This is a genomic window from Bacillus sp. TH13 (assembly GCF_016651175.1).
In the GTDB taxonomy this organism is placed as follows: Bacteria; Bacillota; Bacilli; order Bacillales; family Bacillaceae_G; genus Bacillus_A; species Bacillus_A thuringiensis_S.
Window position 1 is genome coordinate 1,169,669 of sequence record NZ_JAEKEJ010000025.1, and the last position, 21,435, is coordinate 1,191,103.

The following is a 21,435-nucleotide window of genomic DNA, read 5'->3' on the forward strand; positions in this document are numbered from 1 at the left end:
CCACTCTCCTCAAATTAATCTTGCTGATATCAATTTCTCCAAGTGGTCTGACCACGAACACTACTACTATAATAATCGAAGTGTAGGGAAATTGTCCATTATATTTTCACAACTACATTTTCTTCCCCGACAATTTCACGAAGTGCTCCTAAACATTCTTCACTTGGATGAATCGATAAACTCCGAGATAATTGTACCATTTTATGTTCCTTTTCATAATAAATTAGTACTTTCGCAAAACCTGAATAGTCGAACAATATTTTCGTAACCTGATTTAAAAGCTTTTTCTCATACTGAGACGGCAATTTCACGTAAACAGATGCGTCTTTCTTTTCTTCATAAACATCCATTTCCTCTAGCGGATATAGCCCATTTACAATCCATTGCAGCTTATGATTTCTTAGCTCAATCGTACCGTCAACTAAAACAATTGCTCCTTCTTGTAACTTGTCCGAGAAATGTATATACGTTTCCGGGAAGAGGACTGCTTCCATTTCATCATTTTGATCACAGAATGTAATAAATGCCATCTTTTGAAACTTTTTCGTACGAATCACTCTCACACTTGTTATATACACAATAGCTCTTTGTACTTTTTTCTTGTGTCGCATCGCCTGAGCGAGAGATGGAATTTCTAATTCTTTTGCTAACTTTACATACTGCGCTGTCGGATAACTTGATAAATAAAAGCCAAGTGCTTCCTTCTCTTTATTTAGTTGTTCAATAAAAGATAGCTCTTCTCCTTGTACGTATTTTGATTTTGGAACAGCATCTCCTAAATCACGTGCGAGATTCGCGTACTCTAATGCCCCTTTAATACTTTTCCATAAATTCGTTCTCGAAACACCAAAATCATCAAAACATCCGGACCAGACGAAAGCTTCTAAATTGCGCTCCGTCACAAACTTTGACGGCATACGGAGACAAAATTCAAACAAATCTTCGAACATTTTTTTCTCTCGTTCTTCTAATAATGCCGTCACTGTAGCCATTCCAATATTTCGAATCGAAAGTAAACTGTAACGTATCGCATTCCCTTCTATTTGGAAGTTGTAACCACTTCTCTGAAGAGACGGCGGCAAAACGTGAAAGCCTTTCCGCTTCGTTTCTCGTATATACTGTACAATTTTATCTTCATTTCCAATTGCGCTTGATAATAATGCCGTCATAAATTCCAGCGTATAGTTCGCTTTCAAATAGGCAAGCTGATATCCGATCATACTGTAAGCTACAGCGTGACTTCGGTTAAAACCGTAATTCGCAAATCTTACAATTAAATCATAAATTTTCTCAGCGGACATCTCATCATAACCATTTTGCAAACACCCTTGGACAAAATGCTTACGTTCCTGATCTAAAATATCACGATTTTTTTTACTCACTGCACGGCGCAGTAAATCTGCTTCTCCGAGCGAAAACCCTGCTAACTTCGATGCAATTTGCATAATTTGTTCTTGGTATACAATGACGCCGTATGTTCTTTCTAAAATTGGCTTTAAATCCGGATGTAAATATTCAATTTTTCTTTTTCCATGTTTCGATTCAATAAAGGTCGGTATCTGTTCCATCGGCCCCGGTCTGTATAACGAGTTAACAGCTACGATATCTTCAAACTCATTCGGTTTTAACCCGCGAAGTACATTTCGCATACCACCTGACTCAAGCTGGAATACACCTGTTGTATCCCCTCTCCCTAATAATTGGAACGTCTTTTCATCTTGAAGAGGTAAGTTTCTTATATCGATTTCTTTCCCAGTTTTGTTCGCGATAAATTTTATAATATTTTCAAGTAACGTTAAATTACGTAACCCTAAAAAGTCCATCTTAAGCAACCCAAGTTCTTCTAGCGCATCGGCTGGATATTGCGTAACATAAACATCGTTATGTCCTTCTTGAATTGCTACACTGCCTGTTAACGGTTCTTGACTCATAATAACGCCAGCCGCATGAATAGACGTATGACGTGGTAAACCTTCTACACGTTTTGCGATTTCAAACACACGCTCATGCAGAAGATTCCCTTGTATAAACTCACGAAGTGATTGTGATTCTTCATATGCATCTTTTAACGTTATACCGAGCTTTGATGGGATAAGTTTTGAAAATATATCAATATCTCGCGGCGGAAGCCCCATTACGCGGGCAATGTCTCTAATTGCTGCTTTTGCTGCAAGCGTACCAAACGTTACAATTTGCGCAACACGAAGCTGACCGTATTTATCTTTCACATAGCGAATCATCTCATCACGTCTTACGTCTGGAAAATCAATATCAATATCTGGAAGCGTCACACGTTCAGGATTTAAAAACCTTTCAAATAATAGATCGTATTCAATCGGATCAATATCTGTAATTTCTAATACGTATGAGACGAGTGAACCAGCTGCCGATCCACGACCTGGTCCTGTTAAAATATGATTTTCATGTGCATACTTCATAAAATCCCATACGATGAGGAAATAATCACTAAATCCCATGCGAGAAATAACATTTAATTCATGATCCAAACGCTTTATATGCACTTCTTTCGGCGCACCATATCGTTTCCGCAAACCTTCTTCACAAACACGACGCAAGTATATATCACTCGTTTCGTTAGACGGAACAGGAAACTTCGGAAGTTGATTTACATGGAACGGTATTTCTACTTGGCAACGCTCTGCAATTTTTATTGTATTTTGGATCGCTTCCGGCGCATGGGAAAATAGTGCTTCCATTTCATCCGATGATTTTAAATAATATTGATCTGTTTTCAGCCTCGGCCTATCTGGATCAGTCATTTTCGTTCCACTTTCAACAGATAGTAAACATTCGTGAACAAGTGCGTCACTTTGATTGATATAACGCACATCGTTTGTTGCAACGACTGCAATATTAACCCTACTAATAAATTCAGGTAGCTTCTCTTGTAAAAGCAACTCATCTTGAATTGCATGATGCTGCAAACTCATATAAAAATGGCCGAACATATTTTGATATGTGCGAGCTACTTCTTCAGCCTGACTCTCATTGTCTTCTAGTAATAATTGCTCAATTTCGCCATCTTTACCTGGTGAAATAGCAATTAATCCTTTCGCATAATGCGCAAGCCACTTCTTAGGAATACCTTCTTTGGACTTTGTCATAATACTGCTAGAAATCTTTAATAAATTTTGGTAACCTATTTCATTCTCAGCAAGTAATACAAGCGGATAAGACCTTTCTTCTTCTTCACTAAAAATAGAAGCGGTTAATCCAATAACAGGCTGTATACCATGTTTCTTACATGCTTTATAAAACGGAATAACGCCATACATAACATTTTCATCCGTAATAGCCAGCGATGAAAAACCAAGTTCTTTCGCCCTGGCTACAAGCTCATCAATTTTACAAGCACTTTTTAATAAACTAAAAACGGTTTGACATTGTAAATGCACAAACTTCACTGTTGTACCCTCTCTTTACCTATTTGACTACTTTTATTATAGGTGATGAGGAAAGCGGAAATCAAAACATACTTCTTATACTTTGTCCATATATATGAAGAAGAAAGGGGAATGACGATGGATGTAAGAGAACATACTTTTTTCTCTCTGCTTATTATTAGTTATTTTATTGCCTTTGGGGTTATACTTGGCGGTTCATTAATTGGTGGATTTGGTGCGTTTCTTATCGGAAAACCAGCTCTAACTTACATTAATCAATTCGCCCAAAATTTAAGAATTTGGGCACTCGTTGCAGCAATCGGCGGAACATTCGATACCTTTTATAGCTTTGAAAGAAGTTTCTTTGGCGGAGATATGAAAGATATCGTAAAACAAATTCTCCTTATTTTTTTCGCAACTGGTGGTATGCAAACAGGTCTCATTATTATTAAATGGCTAACGCAGGAACATGTATGAGAGTACCAAGTGCCAATACAGCAAAAAGATGGTACTTAGTTTTAGCTGGTGCTGCTGTTGGAGGCGTGTTGAGCTGGTTTATTTTTTTGTACATATACGGTGTTTTTCAAGAAGAACAAGCTAGTAAAATAGCAGAACAAAGAGAAATTATAGAAAAACAAGAAGCCAAACTCCACGTCCTTCTCGAAGATCAAGAAAAATTGAACACTGAAAATAAACGGCTCTTAACCATTCAAGAGATTAAAATAAAACTTATCAATCGAGAAAAATACGATTTAGACAATCTTACACTCGAAAATATGACTACATCTATCCATAATGATCTCCAGCATCTTTTAACGAAAAACATTCAAAGTATCGCAAAAAATAAAGACCTACTCAAAAAGGTAATCGAAAACAAGACGTACAAACATTACGATCGGCTATACCGTTTTAAAGTCGATACAATATCTTTTGATACAGTGCTTGAAATTAGCATTACTATAGAGAAAGAAAAATAAAGAAGGAGGGCTTTAGCGCCACTCCTTCTTTTCGTTCTAACATATAATCTCTTATTTACAAATCTCACGTAAATCAGCAAAAAGACGATCCGCTTCTTCCCAAGAAGATGCCTTCGCACCAGAAGCCATCGGGTGTCCTCCACCGTTATATTGCATTGCTAATTTGTTTATAACTGGTCCTTTTGAACGAAGACGAACACGAATTACGTCGTCTTCCTCTAAAAATAGAACCCACGCCTTTAATCCGTCAATATTGCCAAGTGCTCCAACAACACCAGATGCTTCAGAAGAAAGTACATCAAACTCTTCTAATACTTCTTTCGTTAATTTAATGTAAGCTGCTCCTTCTTCTACCATCGTAAAGTTTTGTAAAATATAACCGTTTAAACGAGCAATTTTTTCTTTTGTCTTATACATTTCATTGTATAAATCTGTGAATTTCAAACCCATATCAACAAGCTCACTTACGTAACGAAGTGTTTTTGCTGTTGTATTCGGGAATAAGAAACGACCTGTGTCCCCAACAATTCCAGCTAAAATAAGGCGAGCTGCTTCTTTTGTTATTTTTAATCCTTTATCTTTTCCATACGTGTAAAACTCATAAATCATTTCACTTGTAGAACTCGCTGCCGTATCTACCCACGTAATATCTCCATATGGATCTTCATTTGGATGATGATCAATTTTAATTAACATCTTCCCTTTTGTATAGCGTTGATCATCAACACGTTCTTGATTCGCAGTATCACAAACGATAACAAGCGCATTTTCGTATACACTATCTTCAATATCATCCATTACTCGTAAGTACGCTAACGACGGTTCATTGTACCCAACCGTATAAATATTTTTCTCTGGAAACGATTCTTGTAGAATTGTACCAAGGCCACCCTGTGAACCTAATGCATCTGGGTCCGGACGCACGTGGCGATGAATAATAATTGTATCAAATTCTTTAATTGCTCCTAAAATTTGCTCATGCATATGTATAATCTCCTTTTTAATCAACTTCTTCACTTTATCCTCCATTATAACGGAAAGTATTTCATACATGCGAACAATTGCTTTATAATAGAAGTTAGAAAGTTTAGACATTTCTTTTTCTTTTCTATTATTTTTCACAAAGCGATGGGAGTGTTCATTATGCCAGTATTAGTCTTCTGTATTATCGTCTCATTTATGTTGTACCTCTTTTACAAAACAAAATACTTTCGTACAAACCGCCCAATGGAAAAAGGTTGGCTCTCAGGAAAATCCGCAATGGCACTCGGTTCATTCGTTTTATTTTTCGGGGTAAACCAATTCTTTTTAGAACTTTCAACCGCTCGTATTATCGTTGGTGTTTTATTCGTTCTATTTGGTAGTGCAAGTGTATTTAATGGGTTTCGCCAATACAAACACTTCTTACCATTAGCAGTTAAAGAAGCCGAAGTCTATGAAGCAACATAAAAAAAGCATCAATATTGTGATGCTTTTTTACGTCCCTTAACTTTCAAAATCATATATGCAACAAACGCAGAAGGGATATTGAATGGATTGCCTTGCACATGAAGATGTAATTGTTCTTCCCCAAAAGACATTTTTTCATATAGCTCTCGCTGAGATAATCCTGTTTTTTTCTTTTTTTCATGTAAACCTTGTAAATATAAATATTGAATCGGTATCATCACAAGAAAGTAAAATAGTGCGATACTACCAAAAAAGAGTACTGTTGATGACATATTGCATACCACCTTCCAGAAATCCATTTTCTTACAATATAATCATAACACAATATACGGCATAATTGAATTACTATTCTGTCTTTTCTTGCGTTACTTTTCCACTCCATCTCATACCTATTCCACTAAAACTCCCATCTAAAATCATGCCTTACAAATTTAAAACAACAAAAAAAGACAGAACAAATCAAAACGATTTGTTCCATCTTTTTATTTATCGATTAACTGAACCATAAGTAATGCTTTTCCAACGACATTACCTTCATGATGCACCTCTACATCGACCTTACCAAATTTACGGCCAATTTCTAATACTTTCGGATGAACGGATACAACATTATCAATCTGAACCGGCTTTACGAAATAAATCGTTAAGTTTTCAACAATTAAATCGCTTTTCTTTTGCGCACGAATGACGCGATTTGTCGCTTCTGTCACAATTGTTGCAAATACACCGTACGATAACGTTCCGATTGAATTCGTCATTTGCGGCGTCACTGAAAATTGATATAGATGCTCATTCTTCGCTTCTTTTGGCGTCATAAATTGATTCGTTACGATATCATCAATTGTTTCTCCAACTTGTGGCTGACGTTGAATCATTTGCAGTGCCTGAAGTACATCTTGACGGCTAATAATACCTTGCAGTTTATTTCCTTCCTCAACGACAGGAAGTAATTCAATTCCTTCCCACACCATCATACGTGCCGCAGCTGCGACAGACATTTTACCATTCACTGTAATTGGGTGTTTTGTCATTACTTTATCAATTGGTGTTTCTTTCGCTACACCAATCATATCTTTTGAAGTTACGATTCCTAGCACTTTTTTATTTTCATCGACAATTGGATATCTTCCGTGCATTGTCTCTTCGTTATATGCATGCCATTGCTGTACTGTATCATGCGGCTTTAAATATAATGTTTCTTCAATTGGTGTTAAAATATCCTCAACAAGTACAATTTCTTTCTTAATCAGTTGATCATAAATTGCACGGTTAATTAACGTTGCGACCGTAAATGTATCGTAGCTACTTGAAATAATCGGCAACTTTAATTCGTCTGCTAATTTTTTCACATGATCTTCCGTATCAAATCCGCCCGTAATTAATACAGCGGCTCCAGCTTCTAGTGCTAATTGATGTGCGTTCGTACGGTTACCAATAATGAGTAAATTCCCAGCTTCTGTATAGCGCATCATCGCTTCTAATTTCATAGCTCCGATTACGAATTTATTTAATGTTTTATGTAGTCCTTCTCTGCCCCCAAGTACTTGACCGTCTACAATGTTAACGACTTCTGCATATGTCAGTTTTTCGATATTCTCTTTCTTCTTTTGTTCAATTCGAATTGTTCCGACACGTTCAATTGTACTAACATATCCTTTATTTTCTGCATCTTTAATTGCACGGTAAGCTGTCCCTTCACTTACACTCAAATCTTTCGCAATTTGTCTTACAGAAATTTTATGCCCTACTGGCAGGCTATTAATATGTTCTAAAATTTGGTTATGCTTGGTAGCCAAATGGTTTCACCATACTTTCTTTTCCCTAAATTCTTCATGTGTTGTACTTTCAGTATACTATATTTTCAAAACTGTTACACTCTCTCTTTACATACCTGTACTATTTTTTTTATAACAAAATGACTCTTACATTCCACCAGTCATTCTATGACAACAATGTAATGCTATTGTCATCTCATTCGATAGTTCGCCCACTTGATTCCCTATACAATGAAGACAAGAAATAAGACAAAGGAGCGAACACATGATGAAAAAATTTTTAGAGGTTGTATGTGCTATATTTTTAGCTTTCGTAGATGGGAAACAAGTTGCGATGGAATTGAATGAAACACCTAAACAACCACGTACAAAAAGAAAAGAATCACCAAAACAAATACAAGCATTAAAAGCTGTCCTACACACGTAAAAAACCCTTCACTTTTCTTTTCAAATGAAGGGTTTCTTTTCTATAGTGTAATACTTTCTCCAGCTTCTAATACTTTCCCTGTACAATTTTGTAGCTTTTCTACAAATTGATATGGATCTTGTTCAATAACTGGGAACGTATTGTAATGCATCGGTACAACAGTTTTCGCATTAATCCATTTTGCCGCTAGTACAGCATCTTCTGGTCCCATTGTGAAATTATCACCAATTGGTAAAAATGCTAGATCAACTTTATTTAATTCCCCAATTAACTTCATATCAGAGAATAGTGCAGTATCTCCTGCGTGATATACAGTTTTCTCTTCTGCTGTAAATAAAATACCTGCTGGCATACCTGTATATGTAATCGTCTTATTTTCTTCGTCAATATAACTAGAGCCGTGGAATGCTTGTGTAAACTTCACTTTTCCGAAGTCAAATTCATGTGAACCACCAATATGCATCGGATGTGTATTTACACCTTGCCAACTTAAAAATGTTGCTAGTTCAAATGGCGCTACAACAACTGCATTATTTTTCTTCGCAAGTTCTACTGTATCTCCAACATGATCACCGTGTCCATGCGATAAAAGAATTGCATCCACTTTGACATCTTCAGCTTTTAAATCTGTTTTCGGATTTCCTGTTAAAAACGGGTCAATTAAAATAACTTTTCCATTCACCTCAATTTTCACAACTGAATGTCCATGATAAGATACTTTCATTATTACATTCCTCCCCTTATTACATTCACACTTTTTATTCTACATGATTTCTCTATTCCCTGTCTTTTCTAACATCTATTTACTTGTCATAACGCTTTCATCCGATGTAAAGTTATACATGTAATTGAAATCTCGGAGGTGCCAATCAATGAATGCTAGATTAGAAAATTTAATGCAATGGCTAAAAGAAAAAAATGTAGAAGCTGCGTTCTTAACTTCTACACCGAACGTCTTCTACATGACGAACTTCCACTGTGAACCGCATGAAAGATTACTTGGTATGTTTGTATTCCAAGAAAAAGAACCTATTTTAATTTGTCCTAAAATGGAAGAAGGTCAAGCACGTAACGCTGGCTGGGCACATGAAATTATCGGATTCACTGATACTGATCGACCATGGGATATGATTGCAAAAGCAATTAAAGACCGCGGCATCAATGCAAATGCAGTTGCAATTGAAAAAGAACATTTAAACGTAGAGCGCTACGAAGAGTTAACGAAATTATTCCCAAATGCAGCGTTCAAATCGGCAGAGGAGAAAGTTCGCGAACTTCGTTTAATTAAAGATGAAAAAGAACTTTCTATTTTACGTGAAGCAGCTAAAATGGCAGACTATGCTGTTGAAGTTGGTGTAAATGCAATTAAAGAAAACCGCAGCGAGCTAGAAGTATTAGCAATTATTGAACACGAATTAAAAACAAAAGGCATACATAAAATGTCATTTGATACGATGGTATTAGCCGGTGCAAACTCTGCTCTTCCACACGGTATTCCTGGCGCAAACAAAATGAAGCGCGGTGATTTCGTACTATTTGATTTAGGCGTAATCATTGAAGGGTATTGCTCTGATATTACACGTACAGTAGCATTCGGCGAGATTTCTGAAGAACAAACCCGCATTTACAACACTGTACTTGCTGGACAACTACAAGCAGTTGAAGCATGTAAACCAGGTGTTACACTTGGCGCAATCGACAATGCTGCTCGTTCTGTTATCGCAGATGCAGGTTACGGAGACTTCTTCCCACACCGACTTGGTCACGGACTTGGAATTAGCGTTCACGAATATCCAGATGTAAAAACTGGTAACGAATCTCCATTAAAAGAAGGTATGGTCTTCACAATCGAACCTGGTATTTACGTACCAAACGTAGGTGGCGTTCGTATTGAAGATGATATTTACATCACAAAAGACGGGTCAGAAATTTTAACGAAATTCCCGAAAGAATTACAATTTGTGAAATAAGAAAAAAGGCAGCGTGATTGCTGCCTTTTTTTATTTCTCTACTATTTCAAATTTCTCTACAATCATTTTTGCTGGATAACTTTCAAGTATTTGAGAAAACCATACTTTTATTTTATCCCCTGTTTTTAACTGTTTATATGCGTATTTGTCCTTAAAGCTCAAGACTATATGTGATGGATGGTCTTTATTCATTTGTTGTTCTATATAATTTTGTAACTCTACTTTTGTGTTAAACTTTTTATCATCGGCAAAAAACACCGTGTCATTTCTTAATATGATATACCCTTCTTTAGGCACTTCTTTTACAGTTACTTGCTCTACTTGTTTTGTAGTACACGCTGATAATATGACTAGAAATATACTTAAAAACATAACAATTTTCATATGCCTATTCATTTTTAACTCCTTACTCTAGGCTATTTCAAATTTAACACCATCTTCTCTTCATACTTATCATCCCATTTAATCACAACTTCTATCGGTTTATCTTTAGATAGAGGTGCACAACTTACACAAGAAGATTTCATTTCAACCTTTTCTCCTTTATGATTTTCTGACGTTTCTGTCATTGTACTAAAGGCTCCATTAATAGCAATCTCTAAGTTTTTAAATTCTGTCTTTCCATCCCCACCCTTATATTGAAACGTAAACATTCCATCTTCACTGTCATCCTTAATATGCCCTTTATATTGTCCAGTCCAACTTTTGCTCTCGCTAGAAAAATTAACATACGAAATGGAACAGCTTCCTAAAAAGAAAATACTAATGAAAAAGAATAATGCTCTCTTCATAATGCCCCCTCCATTCAAATGCACTTATTTATTGTCTATTTCTTCCTCTTATTATATTATAAAAATACAGATTTTTCTAAAATAGGAGGTTTATATGTTACAACAACGGTTAGAAGAAATTCGTAATAATAATTACATACTGGATAACACACTTAACATTGATTCTTTAAGTTTCAATATGCTTGAGCAAATTGGCGATACTGATAGCTATTTAAGGGACAAACTCATCTACTCTACTTTTTATCATCTCATCAAAAATCGCTACCTTTCACACACACAGTTACAGAAACTATTATTAGAAAGCATCGGTGAAAAATATTTATTGTATAAGATTCATTCAGATGATGAAGATGCTGTATTTACTCGCGCATTTACGACCTTATTAATTGCACTCATTATAGATGCAGATACAACTCATAATTTCTTATCACAGAATGATATTTTAACTGTAAAAGATCAATTAATTCTATATATGAACAATGAACATGATTTCCGCGGATATGTTCCAGATCACGGCTGGGCACATAGTATCGCTCATGCTTCCGATACATTTGAGGCGCTTGTTCATAGTCCTAAACTAGAAACTTTACATTACGAAGAGATATTAAAAACTTTGTTAAACAAAGTTTTTGTCCATTCTATTTACTACAAATATGAAGAAGACGAGCGTCTCGTTTATCCGATTGTCGCAATGCTGCAAAATGGCCTAAAAGAAGAAATACTCATATTAGCCCTTCGTGACTTAGTAGCTCAATTACCGGTCCAAAAACAAGCACTACCTATTGAATCGTACGAGTTTCTATATGGAAATACAAAATCTTTCTTACGTAGCTTATTTTTCAGACTACGCACACTTTCTATATGTGAAGAAACCGAATTCGAAATTGAAAAATTGCTACAAGAGCTTCCAAAATATTATTAAAAAAGAAGGCCACTCAAAAAGTGCCTTCTTCTATTTCACTAATATTTAATTGAAATTTCACGATCCAAACTGAGAAAAGGTGGACAAGAAGCGCAAACGCCATACATGCTCCACTTAAAAAAGTGAGTATAGGATGCGAATACACGTGCCCCAATCCATAGGATATCGCCACGAAAAACATTGTTATGTAAATATAAATTGCTCCATGTATTTGCCTCATATAAACCTCCTTTTCCCATATTATAACATAAATTTTCTGATTATTCACATTAATTACTTGTAATCAATATTTCTCAACTGTTACACCTCTTACAGCAGCCTTAATATACGGTGACCCTTGTAAACTTTGTAAATCCTCTGTTTTTCCTGTTACGACTACACCGTATATTGGTAGGTCTTTTGGTTTGGTGTTTTTTATTTCTTTATAATATTGTTCAAAATAATCACTTGGTATACCTTCACTATTTTTTGCTAAATACTTCATTTGGTATAGAAACTCTTTTGAGTTTATTATTAAATCGTTTTTCACATCCTCTTTTACTTTTGCATAACTTCCTTCAAATCCAAAAACATTTTTAGCCATTTCCGCATTTAATATTGCGCCATTTTTAGGATCTTTTAACCCTACATAAGAATCACCTTTCTGTTCATTATATGTATCTACCCAAAACCAAACTGGCTGTACACTTTTCGGAAGCATCTCAGTAATTTGTTCAGCTGTATACGATTTATCAAAAGATAAGGCTACTTCTGCAACTTTATTTTGCAAATCTCCAATATTTTTCAGGTCATCCACATAATTTTTATAAGTAACGAAAGGTAAATAAAACCTCATTTCCCTCTGCATTGTTTGCACATTATAATCTGGCATCGTAACAGCCTCTTCACCCCTTTTTTCCTCATCTAGACTAACAAGTTCACCATTGTAATGCTTCATACTATAACTCCATATACCAGATTCGTATATATCATTTACCCATTTCACTGGTTGACCAGCTATATTTTTATAAGAGTTATATATTACTGTACTTCCTGTCATACCAAGACTTAAATACATGCTTCCGCTGAAACGGATATTAGGCCCTTGAACCATATGTAGTGCATTCATTTCTCTTTCCATTTTTCTAAATGTTTGCTGAGAAAAGTAAGCTGCACCCAAAAACAAAGTTACTATAACCATAATGGACGCACAAATAGAAATAAGCCAGTTTCTCCAAAACTGCTTCCTCTTCGCTCTCTTCATCAAAGTCTTCATCTGCTTATCATTCATATTCAAATTAAAGTCCTTCCGACTCATCATTTCTCCTCCTATACAGTTTTTTAAATTGATTTCTTGCACGGTACAAGCTTGTTTTTACTGTATCTTCTTTCATACTTAATAAAATGGCAATTTCCTTATAAGATAGTTCATACTCATATTTCAACAGTAAAATATGACGATAATCCTCCGTCATCGTCTCCAATATTTCTTGTACTTCTCCTTGTAACTCACTTGTTAAAAGCACTTCATCTAATGACTTTTGCCCAATAAGAACGACTGATTCAATTGCGATTGGATTTAGTCTTTTTTCTTTCCGGTGCAAATCTCGGTGCTGGTTGATTGCAACTCTAAATAGCCACGGTGCTAAATGTCCTAACGGTATTTCCTCCATAAGCAATAAAGCTTTATACAACGTATCTTGCACAATATCTTCTGCTTCTTTTCTATCTGCTCCAATCTTAATTAAGTATCCAAACACAGCTTTTGATTTCTCTATTAATAACGATTCAAACGTATCATGACTCATTCGGCTCTCCTCTCTATATACTCAACGTTTGAGAGCGTAAAATGTATACAGCTTTTCTAAAAAAAATTCCATAATAAAAAGCACATCCATTTTGATGCGCTTCTCTGAAATACTATTCTATTATTTCATCGCTTCCTTCACAAAATCTTGAATCATAACAACTTCTGTTTTCATATCAATAGACGGTGCTTCTTCATCGATACATTCATACCAAAATGCTAAGTGCTTTTTATCAATTTCATGATGCGAATTTTCGACAAAAATACCACCTTCTCCTTGCACAGAATACCAATATAAGTACTCTTCTCCATCTCTTATTTCCCGGAAAATTGTCTCAACGTACATCTTTTCGTCGTTTAATGTCAAAAGTACTTCTTTCATATTGTCATTAAGAAGCTGCATCCATTCATCTACTCGATGACTCTTACCAGGCTTAACTTTAAATCTTGTTAATTCTACATTCATTTTTATTCCCCCGTTTTCTTACGTACAAACAAACTGTATTCTATTGGATGATAAAAACTTAATTTACTAGCTAATTTTCGCGAAGGAATATTGTCTACATAACAATCCCAGCTCGGTATAATATCATTTTGCATGCAATGTTCAATGAACCGTGTTGCAACAGCTTGAGCTAATCCTTTCCCTTGATGCGCTTCATGTGTTGTAATATCTATTTCAGCATAACCATTCCCGCTAAATATTGAGACACATTCAGCTACAATTATTCCAGCTTGTTCTATACAAAATCCAAAACCACTGTTCAAAAAAGTTTCTTTTGATCCCCAATATTCTTTGTAGTACTCCTCTTTAAATTCACTGCTGCGCTCTATATCTCTTCTATCAATACGCTTCACTTCATATGTATTTTTGTTAAAATCTCGTTGGCTCTCTTCAAAGGTTACGCTTTGAAATTTCATTCGCGGGATGTTCCGAAGTACATTACTAAAACGCTCTTCTATCATCATTTCCCACTCTTCACTCGAAGTGAAGAGTGTAAATCTCTTCTCTGTTTTTTCAATAGCCGTTTTTAAATATGAAAATAACTCTTCGTTATAATTTTGATCATCCGTATCACCAAATAAATAATAGATACCGTTAGCTGTAATAATTAATCCTGCTGTTAATTGCCCGTTTATAAAAACCTCACCATCTATCATTTGATCACATACCGCATAAGCAAACGTCGTCGTTCTTGTATTACCTTCTAAAACCGGAAGAACTTTTCTATAATCAGCTACAGATAATTTTTTCATAATTGCTCCACTTTAGTCGTATCAGCCTCTATATGTTCAAAACAAAGATTTACCGTTCTCTTTAATGCTCTCGTTCTATGAATCGTACATGCTGGAATTAAAATAGAATCATTTGGCTTTAAAACCGCTGTTTCTCCATCTTCAAAATCAATAAGTAACTCTCCCTCTAGCACAATAAATAATTCATCCGAATTAGAATGATAGTGCCAATCATATTCACCAGTAAATACAGCGATTCGTAAGCAATGACTGTTTATATTTGAAACGACGAAGTTTTTATGTTGATCTTGAATGTCCTTTGTTAATTCTATTAAGTTCACAGTTTCCATCTTTCGTCTCATCCTTTCATTAGTCGTTCTTCTGAAAAATCACCTTAATCTCCACCACCTCCGCAATCTCCTCCACCATCACTTGAGCTACTACAATCACTGCTACTGTAGTCACCGAATCCACTTGATGAGCTTGAAGCGTATGAAGATTTTTCACTTCTTTTTCTATCTTTTTTACTTTCATGACTAGGCCATACTGTATCAAAAAATATAACGAATAAGACTAATTCTATTGCAACAAGGATAAATACTAAAATACTCTCAATAATATTAGGAGTTATCTCAAAACTGTAAAACACTCCAAATGAATACATACACAAAATTACATACAGAGCCATACAAATATACCGAAATGATTTCTCTATCGTAATGACTACTTTTTGTGAAAAAGGTATGTTCTGCTCCTGTTTTTTCTTTATGTACTTTTGTCTTTTAGCTTGCTTTCGCTTTCTCTTTTTGCTCCCCATAGAATCCCCTCTTTTTTATTATACAATTCTAAATTATCATAATAAAAATCGATTTACACCAATAAAGTGAAACTTTGATCAGTGGGGGTTTTATTCATCCCCCACCTAACTTCTTTGCTTCCGCTGAATTTTTGGGTGGGGGGTCTTACTGCCCGTTAATGCGGGATAAATAACAATTATTCACATGTTATTTCCCCATATAAAAAAGACCCTCCTCACGAAAAGGAAGGTCTCAAATGTATTTCTATTATGATAAAGCAGGAGCTTTTTCAAGTAGCTCTTTTGCATCAGCGTATTGTAAGCCGTGAGCTTCTGCAACTGCTTCGAATGTTACATAACCATCTAATGTGTTAATACCTTTTAATAATGCAGTGTTGCCTAAGCAAGCTTCTTTGTAGCCTTTGTTAGCAATTTGTACTGCATATGGTACTGTTACGTTTGTTAATGCAAGAGTTGACGTACGTGGAACCGCACCTGGCATATTAGCAACTGCATAATGAACAACGCCATGTTTTTCGTAAGTTGGGTTGTCGTGAGTTGTAATACGGTCAGTTGTTTCGAAAATACCACCTTGGTCAATCGCGATATCTACAACGACAGAACCTGGTTCCATTGATTGAATCATTTCTTCTGTTACAAGTTTTGGCGCTTTTGCACCTGGAATTAATACTGCTCCAATAACAAGGTCAGATTCTTTAACAGCTTCTGCAATGTTGTATGGATTAGACATTAATGTTTTTACTTGGTTACCGAAAATATCATCTAATTGACGAAGACGTTCTGCACTTAAGTCAATGATTGTTACATCTGCACCTAAACCTACTGCAATCTTAGCTGCGTTTGTACCAGCTTGACCACCGCCGATGATTGTTACTTTGCCGCGTTTTACCCCTGGAACGCCTGCAAGTAAAATACCTTTACCACCTTTGTTTTTCTCAAGGAATTGTGCACCGATTTGTGCAGACATACGACCAGCTACTTCACTCATAGGTGCAAGTAATGGTAAAGAACGATTGTCTAATTGTACTGTTTCGTATGCGATTGATGCAACTTTGTTATCGATTAATGCTTTCGTTAATTCTGGTTCTGGAGCTAAGTGTAAGTATGTGAATAAAATTAAACCTTCACGGAAATAGCCGTATTCACTTGCTACTGGCTCTTTTACCTTCATAACCATATCTTGATTCCATGCTTCTTCAGCAGTTTCTACAAGTTTCGCACCAGCTTGTACATATTCTTCATCCGTAAAGCCAGATCCTAAACCTGCTCCTTTTTGAACAAAAACTTCATGACCATTTTGTACTAAATGTACTGCTCCCGCTGGCGTCATTGCCACACGGTTTTCATTGTTTTTAATTTCTGTTGGAATACCGATACGCATGATTAGTTCCCCCTTGAGTTATGAAATGACCCCTGAATCATTTTTTAAAGCGCTTTCTACGCTCTTATATTTTAACATAATATCTCAATATTTGACAAAAAAATAACACGAGTTTTCCGATAGATTTAATTTTATATTAAAGGACAGTATTATCCGCACCTCTCAGCACAATGGATAAACTGTCCAATTATTCGAAACTTCATCTTATTTTATTCTATCGATGTCTATGAATAACATCCACTGCACCAGTCACTTCAATAATTGTACCGGTAATCATATCGGAATCGTCCTCACATAAAAACGAAATGGTTCTTGCAATATCTTCACCTGTTCCAGATCTACCAATCGGTGTGTTATGCTCTTTCAGCTGACGTGCTTCTTGAATAGTTGCCTCTTTCATCTCGCCTATAATATCACCAGGACATACCATGTTCGCAGTAATACCATACTCCGCTTCTTCATAAGCAACTGTTTTCGTTAATGAAACAAGTCCTACTTTCGCTGCGGCAAAAGCTGAACGATAAATCCATCCCGGTGCACTATCCGCCCCTTGAAATCCGTAATTAATAATACGGCCAAAGTTCTGTTTTCTCATGACCGGAACGACAAGTTTTAATAAATGAAATACCGCTGTTAAATTTCCCTGAATCATTTCATTCCATTCATCTTCTTCATAATCAACTAACTTTTTTCGTTCAAATACATATGGACCAGCATTATTAATTAAAAAGTCAATTTTGCCAAAACGGCTCATCGCTTCTTCTACTATTTTATGTAAATCTTCCTTTTTCGTGACATCCGCTTGCACGAATTGTAGACGCTCTTCCACATCTTTATATGTTTCTTTCATCGTTTCCATAGCCATGATATCGCTATGGTACGTTACTGTTACTGAATAGCCTTTAGCCAATAACTTTTCTGTTACTTGCTTTCCTAAACCTTTCGTACCGGCTGTAATGAGCGCATGTCTCACAAAACTGCCCCCTTTTAAATTGCTATACTTCATATGTAACAAGTTCTCGCTCCAATTACAACTAAAATGAATTGAAACAGAGTTTTCAAAATTCTGTAACGTTTCTGGCAAGCACGTTACCAAAATTTGTTTTATAATTAAGTTGTAAACAGTTATAAAACAGATTGGGAGGAATTTACTATGAATAATACATATACAAATATTTTAATCGCGGTGGATGGTTCTAAAGAAGCAGAAAAAGCCTTTAAAAAAGCAATTCAAGTCGCAAAGCGCAATAATGCAACATTAACAATTGCTCATATCGTTGATGTAAAAGCGTACTCAGCAGTAGAGGCTTATAGCCGTGCAATTGCTGAACGTGCAAATCTATTTGCAGAAGACTTATTAGAAGACTACAAAAAAACTGCGCTTGAAGCTGGTCTTGAAAAAATTGAAACTGTATTAGAATTTGGTAACCCTAAATCTAAAATTTCAAAAGAAATCGCTCCAAACCATAAAGTAGATTTAATTATGTGTGGCGCGACTGGTTTAAATGCTGTTGAGCGTTTCCTAATCGGTAGCGTCTCTGAACATATTATTCGCTATGCGAAATGCGATGTCCTTGTTGTTCGTGGTGATGAGGAACAAGGTGAGCTTTAATTTATAGATAAAACACCAAGTCCACATTGAAGTGAACCCGAATAGTGGTACATGAAAAAACACCTCCTGAATTCGCATACTAAGTATGCAAATTCATTGGAGGTGTTTTTCGTTTGAAGACAAGAGTTCATTACCCAGAAGAAACAAAGTGGAAAGTCATTGAAATGAAGAAAGACGGTTATTCAAATCGTGCAATTATGGAGAAACTCGGAATTAAAAATGTTTCCCAAATTAAGACATGGATGAAATGGTATCGTACAGATCAAACGTATCGTTTTCAACAACCTGTAGGAAAACAATATTCTTATGGAAAAGGACCAAAAGAGCTCAGTGAATTAGAACAGCTACGTTTAGAAAATAAACATCTAAAAACAAAATTACTTGTATGGGGAAAGTATCTGGAAATCGAAAGGGGCTGAAACCAGAAACTGTAGTTACTTTATGGAGAAATGTACAAACAAAAATAACGGTAAAAGACTTGTGTAACGTATTAGAATTACCCCGTTCTACATTTTATCGTTGGTTACAACGAACGGAAGATCTGAAAGATGATATAGAAGAAAGAGTAAAGGACGTCTGTCTTAGGCATAAATTCCGGTATGGATATCGAAGAGTGACCGCTACTCTTCGAAAAATGGGACTGTGTGTCAATCATAAAAAAGTATTACGAATCATGAGACAAAATCATATTCTTTCAAAAGTGCGTCGGAAGAAAAAGAAATATATCAATGGTGCGGAACCAATGGTAGCCCCTCATCGATTGGAGCGCCAATTCGATGCATCCAAACCAAATGAAAAGTGGTTTACGGATGTGACGTATCTCTTATTTGGAGAGCGTACCTTGTATTTATCAACGATCATGGATGCCTTTAATCGTGAAATTATTAGTTGTGTCATCAGCGAATCACAAACACTGACATTAGCGATGAAAACATTGAAACAAGCAATGAGAGGGCGAAAAGTAAAAGATGTCCTTCTTCACTCGGATCAAGGAAGTATTTATACAGCAAAAGAATTTCAAGCGTATGCCAAAGAAAACGGCATGATCACCAGCATGTCCCGGAGAGGAAATTGCCATGATAATGCCGTCATGGAAAGCTTCTTTGGTCATTTAAAAAGTGAAGCTTTCTATTCACAAAAGATAACAAAAGTATCCAACACAACTGTGCGAAAGATTGTGCTAGAATACATTCATTACTACAATTGTGTGCGAATTCAAGAAAAATTAAACCACCTATCCCCTAAAGAATTTAGGGAACAAGTGGTTTAGGTGTTTTGATTGGTGTCCCGTTTTCGGGGTTCACTTCACATAGGCTTGGTGTTTTTCATTTTATAAACTTCACTATAAACACAAGACATGCTACGACAACAACGGTAATTGCCAACACATAAGGCCGAAGAAACTTCAAAGACCATAATGCCATCATAATCCTCGCAACCATTAAGTACGTTTGCCTTGCACCTTCTGTCATTTTTTTACGAAGTAAGAAAACGTACAAATAGCCAATTGGCGGCGTAATAAAGCAAAGAGCGTATATGATTTTTGATTTTAAATACCACTTTTGTTCTCCAAGTTTCTTTATATCTCCTTCAATTCTCTTACTCTCTTGTTCTCTCGCTTCTTCTACAAGCTGGTCTTCCTCTTCTCCTCGCTTTTCTTTCATATAAGGAAGAAAGTGCATAAAAAAATATTATGCGAATACGAACGCTCCAAATCCAATATTTAATATGTTCACTAAAAAAAGCAGCAGCAAGCACTAAAGACAAACAGTACGTCATCATCCAAAATGAACGTTTTCTCTTTTTCCATTCCATTTCTTTTCGAAAGCCATATAGAAATAAAGCAATCTACTACAAATAGAGCAAAAATAAATATCGCAACGTGTACTGTTTCTAAATCCTCAAATGAAAAGATATTTGGGAATGCAACGTGTAATACAATTAACGTGTACAAAATTAGCCCTATAAAATAAAGTGAAACTTTAATCAGTGGGGGGTTTTGTTCATCCCCCACTGATTATTAGTTGAACCAATCGGGCTTTTACGGGCAGTTGATCCCCACCTAACTTCTTTGCTTTCGCTAAATTTTGAGGTGGGGGTCTTACTGCCCGTTAATGCGGGATAAATACGTCTCATTTTTCATCCCTTTCTTATTTCCTAACATTACGTTAACATACATTTTTTAGAAATAGACGGACAAAATATATATGTGTAAAAAAGGAGGATGCTATATGGATGATTCTGAACGCATTATTTTAGACGTGAACGGCAAAGAAATTGAAATGCTAGATACGATTCGCACTCATTTTAAAGAGAAACATGGCGTTGAACTAAGTAACGGTGCATTACTTCGTGATTTGATGGATATTGAGTATATTCGAATTACAGAAGATCGACATAAGTATGATTAAAAGAAAAACGACTGCAGGCGAATGCCATCAGTCGTTTTTTTATTTAAGCTCTTGATGCTTCCCGCCCATACCACCTGGCTCATTGCTATCCTGGTGTACAGTTAGTTTATTTGTTTTCTCATCTTTTAAAACTCTATATGTATATGATTCATTTGGTGCATCTTTAAACTGCACATTCATACCGTATGAACCAATTTTGCTATAAAAGGCTGGTTTTATGTATGCAATATCACTTTCTTTATATCCTTTATCTTGCAAATGCCACATCGTTGCGATAATCGCTTCTTCTCGCTTTTCTTTTTCACCAACATACATATATTTGTCCAAAAGAAACACTTTAGCATTTGCAATTAAGCTAATTAACAGTACAATAATAAACACTATTTTCTTCATAGACTTCCCCTAAATTGTTATTTTTCACTACATTGTAACTTAAATGCTAGTAAAAAATAAAGTACGCCAGACTTTAATAGACTG

The 21,435-nt window shown here is 35.7% G+C and carries 26 protein-coding genes and 1 pseudogene; 9 read left to right on the plus strand and 18 right to left on the minus strand.

What is annotated here, in order from left to right:
• Window positions 1-98: 98 nt before the first annotated feature.
• Window positions 99-3,425, minus strand: a complete 3,327-nt coding sequence (dnaE, locus tag JFU02_RS14280) for a DNA polymerase III subunit alpha (RefSeq protein WP_098301259.1) — start codon at window positions 3,423-3,425, stop codon at window positions 99-101.
• A 42-nt stretch (window positions 3,426-3,467) separates the two neighbouring features.
• On the opposite strand from dnaE, the gene JFU02_RS14285 reads away from it, so the two are divergent.
• Both JFU02_RS14285 and ytrI read left to right on the plus strand, forming a co-directional pair.
• Window positions 3,468-3,881, plus strand: coding sequence for a YtrH family sporulation protein (locus tag JFU02_RS14285; RefSeq protein WP_002005839.1), 414 nt, complete (start codon window positions 3,468-3,470; stop codon window positions 3,879-3,881).
• Complete coding sequence (gene ytrI / locus JFU02_RS14290) at window positions 3,878-4,381, plus strand: sporulation membrane protein YtrI (RefSeq protein WP_001265736.1); 504 nt, start codon at window positions 3,878-3,880, stop codon at window positions 4,379-4,381. Before JFU02_RS14285 ends, ytrI begins: the two co-directional genes overlap by 4 nt.
• 51 nt (window positions 4,382-4,432) lie before the next feature.
• On the opposite strand, the gene JFU02_RS14295 is transcribed toward ytrI, so the two are convergent.
• The gene (locus JFU02_RS14295) at window positions 4,433-5,365 is read right to left on the minus strand and encodes a DHH family phosphoesterase (RefSeq protein ID WP_000545133.1); all 933 of its coding nucleotides are present in this window, start codon (window positions 5,363-5,365) and stop codon (window positions 4,433-4,435) included.
• A 159-nt stretch (window positions 5,366-5,524) separates the two neighbouring features.
• Here JFU02_RS14295 and JFU02_RS14300 point away from each other — a divergent pair, with 159 nt between their 5' ends.
• Window positions 5,525-5,830 carry a YtpI family protein gene (locus tag JFU02_RS14300; protein ID WP_016080095.1) on the plus strand — a complete coding sequence of 102 codons (306 nt, stop codon included), beginning with the start codon at window positions 5,525-5,527 and terminating at the stop codon, window positions 5,828-5,830.
• Between the two features lie 8 nt (window positions 5,831-5,838).
• Here the strand turns inward: JFU02_RS14300 and JFU02_RS14305 are convergent, their stop codons facing one another.
• Both JFU02_RS14305 and JFU02_RS14310 read right to left on the minus strand, forming a co-directional pair.
• Window positions 5,839-6,102, minus strand: coding sequence for a DUF3949 domain-containing protein (locus tag JFU02_RS14305; protein WP_000099738.1), 264 nt, complete (start codon window positions 6,100-6,102; stop codon window positions 5,839-5,841).
• Between the two features lie 210 nt (window positions 6,103-6,312).
• A complete protein-coding gene (locus JFU02_RS14310; protein ID WP_000201577.1) occupies window positions 6,313-7,626 on the minus strand; it encodes a CBS domain-containing protein in 1,314 nt (437 codons plus the stop codon).
• 244 nt (window positions 7,627-7,870) lie between these two features.
• Here JFU02_RS14310 and JFU02_RS14315 point away from each other — a divergent pair, with 244 nt between their 5' ends.
• A complete protein-coding gene (locus JFU02_RS14315) occupies window positions 7,871-8,032 on the plus strand; it encodes a hypothetical protein (RefSeq protein WP_086405842.1) in 162 nt (53 codons plus the stop codon).
• 40 nt (window positions 8,033-8,072) lie between these two features.
• On the opposite strand, the gene JFU02_RS14320 is transcribed toward JFU02_RS14315, so the two are convergent.
• A complete protein-coding gene (locus JFU02_RS14320; protein ID WP_061666062.1) occupies window positions 8,073-8,756 on the minus strand; it encodes a metal-dependent hydrolase in 684 nt (227 codons plus the stop codon).
• Between the two features lie 148 nt (window positions 8,757-8,904).
• Here JFU02_RS14320 and pepQ point away from each other — a divergent pair, with 148 nt between their 5' ends.
• A complete protein-coding gene (gene pepQ / locus JFU02_RS14325; protein WP_061666061.1) occupies window positions 8,905-10,002 on the plus strand; it encodes a Xaa-Pro dipeptidase in 1,098 nt (365 codons plus the stop codon).
• Between the two features lie 30 nt (window positions 10,003-10,032).
• Here pepQ and JFU02_RS14330 read toward each other — a convergent pair whose 3' ends face one another.
• Entirely contained in the window at window positions 10,033-10,398 is a 366-nt protein-coding gene (locus JFU02_RS14330) for a DUF3221 domain-containing protein (RefSeq protein WP_061666060.1), read from the minus strand.
• A gap of 20 nt (window positions 10,399-10,418) precedes the next feature.
• Entirely contained in the window at window positions 10,419-10,793 is a 375-nt protein-coding gene (locus JFU02_RS14335; protein ID WP_000816699.1) for a hypothetical protein, read from the minus strand.
• 94 nt (window positions 10,794-10,887) lie between these two features.
• Between JFU02_RS14335 and JFU02_RS14340 the strand changes: the two genes are divergently transcribed.
• On the plus strand, window positions 10,888-11,715 hold the full coding sequence (locus JFU02_RS14340) for a DUF2785 domain-containing protein (RefSeq protein WP_061666059.1): 828 nt from the start codon (window positions 10,888-10,890) through the stop codon (window positions 11,713-11,715).
• Between the two features lie 13 nt (window positions 11,716-11,728).
• Here the strand turns inward: JFU02_RS14340 and JFU02_RS14345 are convergent, their stop codons facing one another.
• From JFU02_RS14345 to JFU02_RS14385, 9 genes are all read right to left on the minus strand, one after another.
• On the minus strand, window positions 11,729-11,935 hold the full coding sequence (locus JFU02_RS14345; RefSeq protein ID WP_001248905.1) for a hypothetical protein: 207 nt from the start codon (window positions 11,933-11,935) through the stop codon (window positions 11,729-11,731).
• A gap of 63 nt (window positions 11,936-11,998) precedes the next feature.
• On the minus strand, window positions 11,999-13,012 hold the full coding sequence (locus JFU02_RS14350; RefSeq protein ID WP_098285434.1) for an anti sigma factor C-terminal domain-containing protein: 1,014 nt from the start codon (window positions 13,010-13,012) through the stop codon (window positions 11,999-12,001).
• The gene (locus JFU02_RS14355) at window positions 12,993-13,502 is read right to left on the minus strand and encodes an RNA polymerase sigma factor (RefSeq protein ID WP_000017720.1); all 510 of its coding nucleotides are present in this window, start codon (window positions 13,500-13,502) and stop codon (window positions 12,993-12,995) included. Before JFU02_RS14355 ends, JFU02_RS14350 begins: the two co-directional genes overlap by 20 nt.
• Window positions 13,503-13,622: 120 nt before the next feature.
• Complete coding sequence (locus tag JFU02_RS14360; RefSeq protein ID WP_086405839.1) at window positions 13,623-13,967, minus strand: DUF6176 family protein; 345 nt, start codon at window positions 13,965-13,967, stop codon at window positions 13,623-13,625.
• Between the two features lie 2 nt (window positions 13,968-13,969).
• A complete protein-coding gene (locus JFU02_RS14365) occupies window positions 13,970-14,758 on the minus strand; it encodes a GNAT family N-acetyltransferase (protein WP_000736716.1) in 789 nt (262 codons plus the stop codon).
• Window positions 14,755-15,087: a cupin domain-containing protein gene (locus tag JFU02_RS14370; protein WP_086405838.1), complete on the minus strand. Its 333-nt coding sequence runs from the start codon at window positions 15,085-15,087 to the stop codon at window positions 14,755-14,757. The genes JFU02_RS14365 and JFU02_RS14370 overlap by 4 nt, the downstream gene beginning before the upstream one ends.
• A gap of 44 nt (window positions 15,088-15,131) precedes the next feature.
• Window positions 15,132-15,554: a hypothetical protein gene (locus JFU02_RS14375; protein ID WP_061666058.1), complete on the minus strand. Its 423-nt coding sequence runs from the start codon at window positions 15,552-15,554 to the stop codon at window positions 15,132-15,134.
• 247 nt (window positions 15,555-15,801) lie between these two features.
• Window positions 15,802-16,935 (minus strand): alanine dehydrogenase, encoded by a 1,134-nt coding sequence (ald, locus tag JFU02_RS14380; RefSeq protein ID WP_001219403.1) that lies wholly within the window; start codon window positions 16,933-16,935, stop codon window positions 15,802-15,804.
• 214 nt (window positions 16,936-17,149) lie between these two features.
• Complete coding sequence (locus JFU02_RS14385; RefSeq protein WP_003307942.1) at window positions 17,150-17,941, minus strand: SDR family oxidoreductase; 792 nt, start codon at window positions 17,939-17,941, stop codon at window positions 17,150-17,152.
• Window positions 17,942-18,088: 147 nt separating this feature from the next.
• On the opposite strand from JFU02_RS14385, the gene JFU02_RS14390 reads away from it, so the two are divergent.
• The gene (locus JFU02_RS14390) at window positions 18,089-18,547 is read left to right on the plus strand and encodes a universal stress protein (RefSeq protein WP_001066673.1); all 459 of its coding nucleotides are present in this window, start codon (window positions 18,089-18,091) and stop codon (window positions 18,545-18,547) included.
• A gap of 113 nt (window positions 18,548-18,660) precedes the next feature.
• A protein-coding gene (locus JFU02_RS14395) for an IS3-like element ISBt2 family transposase (RefSeq protein ID WP_097821174.1) occupies window positions 18,661-19,817 on the plus strand; the annotation gives its coding sequence in 2 pieces (ribosomal slippage) (window positions 18,661-18,913 and window positions 18,913-19,817; 1,158 coding nt in all).
• A gap of 55 nt (window positions 19,818-19,872) precedes the next feature.
• Here the strand turns inward: JFU02_RS14395 and JFU02_RS14400 are convergent.
• Window positions 19,873-20,534: pseudogene (locus JFU02_RS14400) on the minus strand (hypothetical protein).
• 244 nt (window positions 20,535-20,778) lie between these two features.
• On the opposite strand from JFU02_RS14400, the gene JFU02_RS14405 reads away from it, so the two are divergent.
• Window positions 20,779-20,958 (plus strand): hypothetical protein, encoded by a 180-nt coding sequence (locus JFU02_RS14405; protein WP_000342760.1) that lies wholly within the window; start codon window positions 20,779-20,781, stop codon window positions 20,956-20,958.
• A 39-nt stretch (window positions 20,959-20,997) separates the two neighbouring features.
• Here the strand turns inward: JFU02_RS14405 and JFU02_RS14410 are convergent, their stop codons facing one another.
• Entirely contained in the window at window positions 20,998-21,351 is a 354-nt protein-coding gene (locus JFU02_RS14410; protein WP_097888537.1) for a DUF3139 domain-containing protein, read from the minus strand.
• Window positions 21,352-21,435 lie beyond the last annotated feature (84 nt).

What these genes read in the sequence shown, in the direction of transcription:
- ytrI (WP_001265736.1), top strand. Translation starts at nt 3,878, where the DNA reads ATGAGAGTACCAAGTGCCAATACAGCAAAAAGATGGTACTTAGTTTTA.
- JFU02_RS14295 (WP_000545133.1), bottom strand. Translation starts at nt 5,365, where the DNA reads ATGCATGAGCAAATTTTAGGAGCAATTAAAGAATTTGATACAATTATT.
- JFU02_RS14300 (WP_016080095.1), top strand. Translation starts at nt 5,525, where the DNA reads ATGCCAGTATTAGTCTTCTGTATTATCGTCTCATTTATGTTGTACCTC.
- JFU02_RS14305 (WP_000099738.1), bottom strand. Translation starts at nt 6,102, where the DNA reads ATGTCATCAACAGTACTCTTTTTTGGTAGTATCGCACTATTTTACTTT.
- JFU02_RS14315 (WP_086405842.1), top strand. Translation starts at nt 7,871, where the DNA reads ATGATGAAAAAATTTTTAGAGGTTGTATGTGCTATATTTTTAGCTTTC.
- JFU02_RS14320 (WP_061666062.1), bottom strand. Translation starts at nt 8,756, where the DNA reads ATGAAAGTATCTTATCATGGACATTCAGTTGTGAAAATTGAGGTGAAT.
- pepQ (WP_061666061.1), top strand. Translation starts at nt 8,905, where the DNA reads ATGAATGCTAGATTAGAAAATTTAATGCAATGGCTAAAAGAAAAAAAT.
- JFU02_RS14330 (WP_061666060.1), bottom strand. Translation starts at nt 10,398, where the DNA reads ATGAATAGGCATATGAAAATTGTTATGTTTTTAAGTATATTTCTAGTC.
- JFU02_RS14335 (WP_000816699.1), bottom strand. Translation starts at nt 10,793, where the DNA reads ATGAAGAGAGCATTATTCTTTTTCATTAGTATTTTCTTTTTAGGAAGC.
- JFU02_RS14340 (WP_061666059.1), top strand. Translation starts at nt 10,888, where the DNA reads ATGTTACAACAACGGTTAGAAGAAATTCGTAATAATAATTACATACTG.
- JFU02_RS14345 (WP_001248905.1), bottom strand. Translation starts at nt 11,935, where the DNA reads ATGAGGCAAATACATGGAGCAATTTATATTTACATAACAATGTTTTTC.
- JFU02_RS14350 (WP_098285434.1), bottom strand. Translation starts at nt 13,012, where the DNA reads ATGAGTCGGAAGGACTTTAATTTGAATATGAATGATAAGCAGATGAAG.
- JFU02_RS14355 (WP_000017720.1), bottom strand. Translation starts at nt 13,502, where the DNA reads ATGAGTCATGATACGTTTGAATCGTTATTAATAGAGAAATCAAAAGCT.
- JFU02_RS14360 (WP_086405839.1), bottom strand. Translation starts at nt 13,967, where the DNA reads ATGAATGTAGAATTAACAAGATTTAAAGTTAAGCCTGGTAAGAGTCAT.
- JFU02_RS14365 (WP_000736716.1), bottom strand. Translation starts at nt 14,758, where the DNA reads ATGAAAAAATTATCTGTAGCTGATTATAGAAAAGTTCTTCCGGTTTTA.
- JFU02_RS14370 (WP_086405838.1), bottom strand. Translation starts at nt 15,087, where the DNA reads ATGGAAACTGTGAACTTAATAGAATTAACAAAGGACATTCAAGATCAA.
- JFU02_RS14375 (WP_061666058.1), bottom strand. Translation starts at nt 15,554, where the DNA reads ATGGGGAGCAAAAAGAGAAAGCGAAAGCAAGCTAAAAGACAAAAGTAC.
- ald (WP_001219403.1), bottom strand. Translation starts at nt 16,935, where the DNA reads ATGCGTATCGGTATTCCAACAGAAATTAAAAACAATGAAAACCGTGTG.
- JFU02_RS14385 (WP_003307942.1), bottom strand. Translation starts at nt 17,941, where the DNA reads ATGAAGTATAGCAATTTAAAAGGGGGCAGTTTTGTGAGACATGCGCTC.
- JFU02_RS14390 (WP_001066673.1), top strand. Translation starts at nt 18,089, where the DNA reads ATGAATAATACATATACAAATATTTTAATCGCGGTGGATGGTTCTAAA.
- JFU02_RS14405 (WP_000342760.1), top strand. Translation starts at nt 20,779, where the DNA reads ATGGATGATTCTGAACGCATTATTTTAGACGTGAACGGCAAAGAAATT.
- JFU02_RS14410 (WP_097888537.1), bottom strand. Translation starts at nt 21,351, where the DNA reads ATGAAGAAAATAGTGTTTATTATTGTACTGTTAATTAGCTTAATTGCA.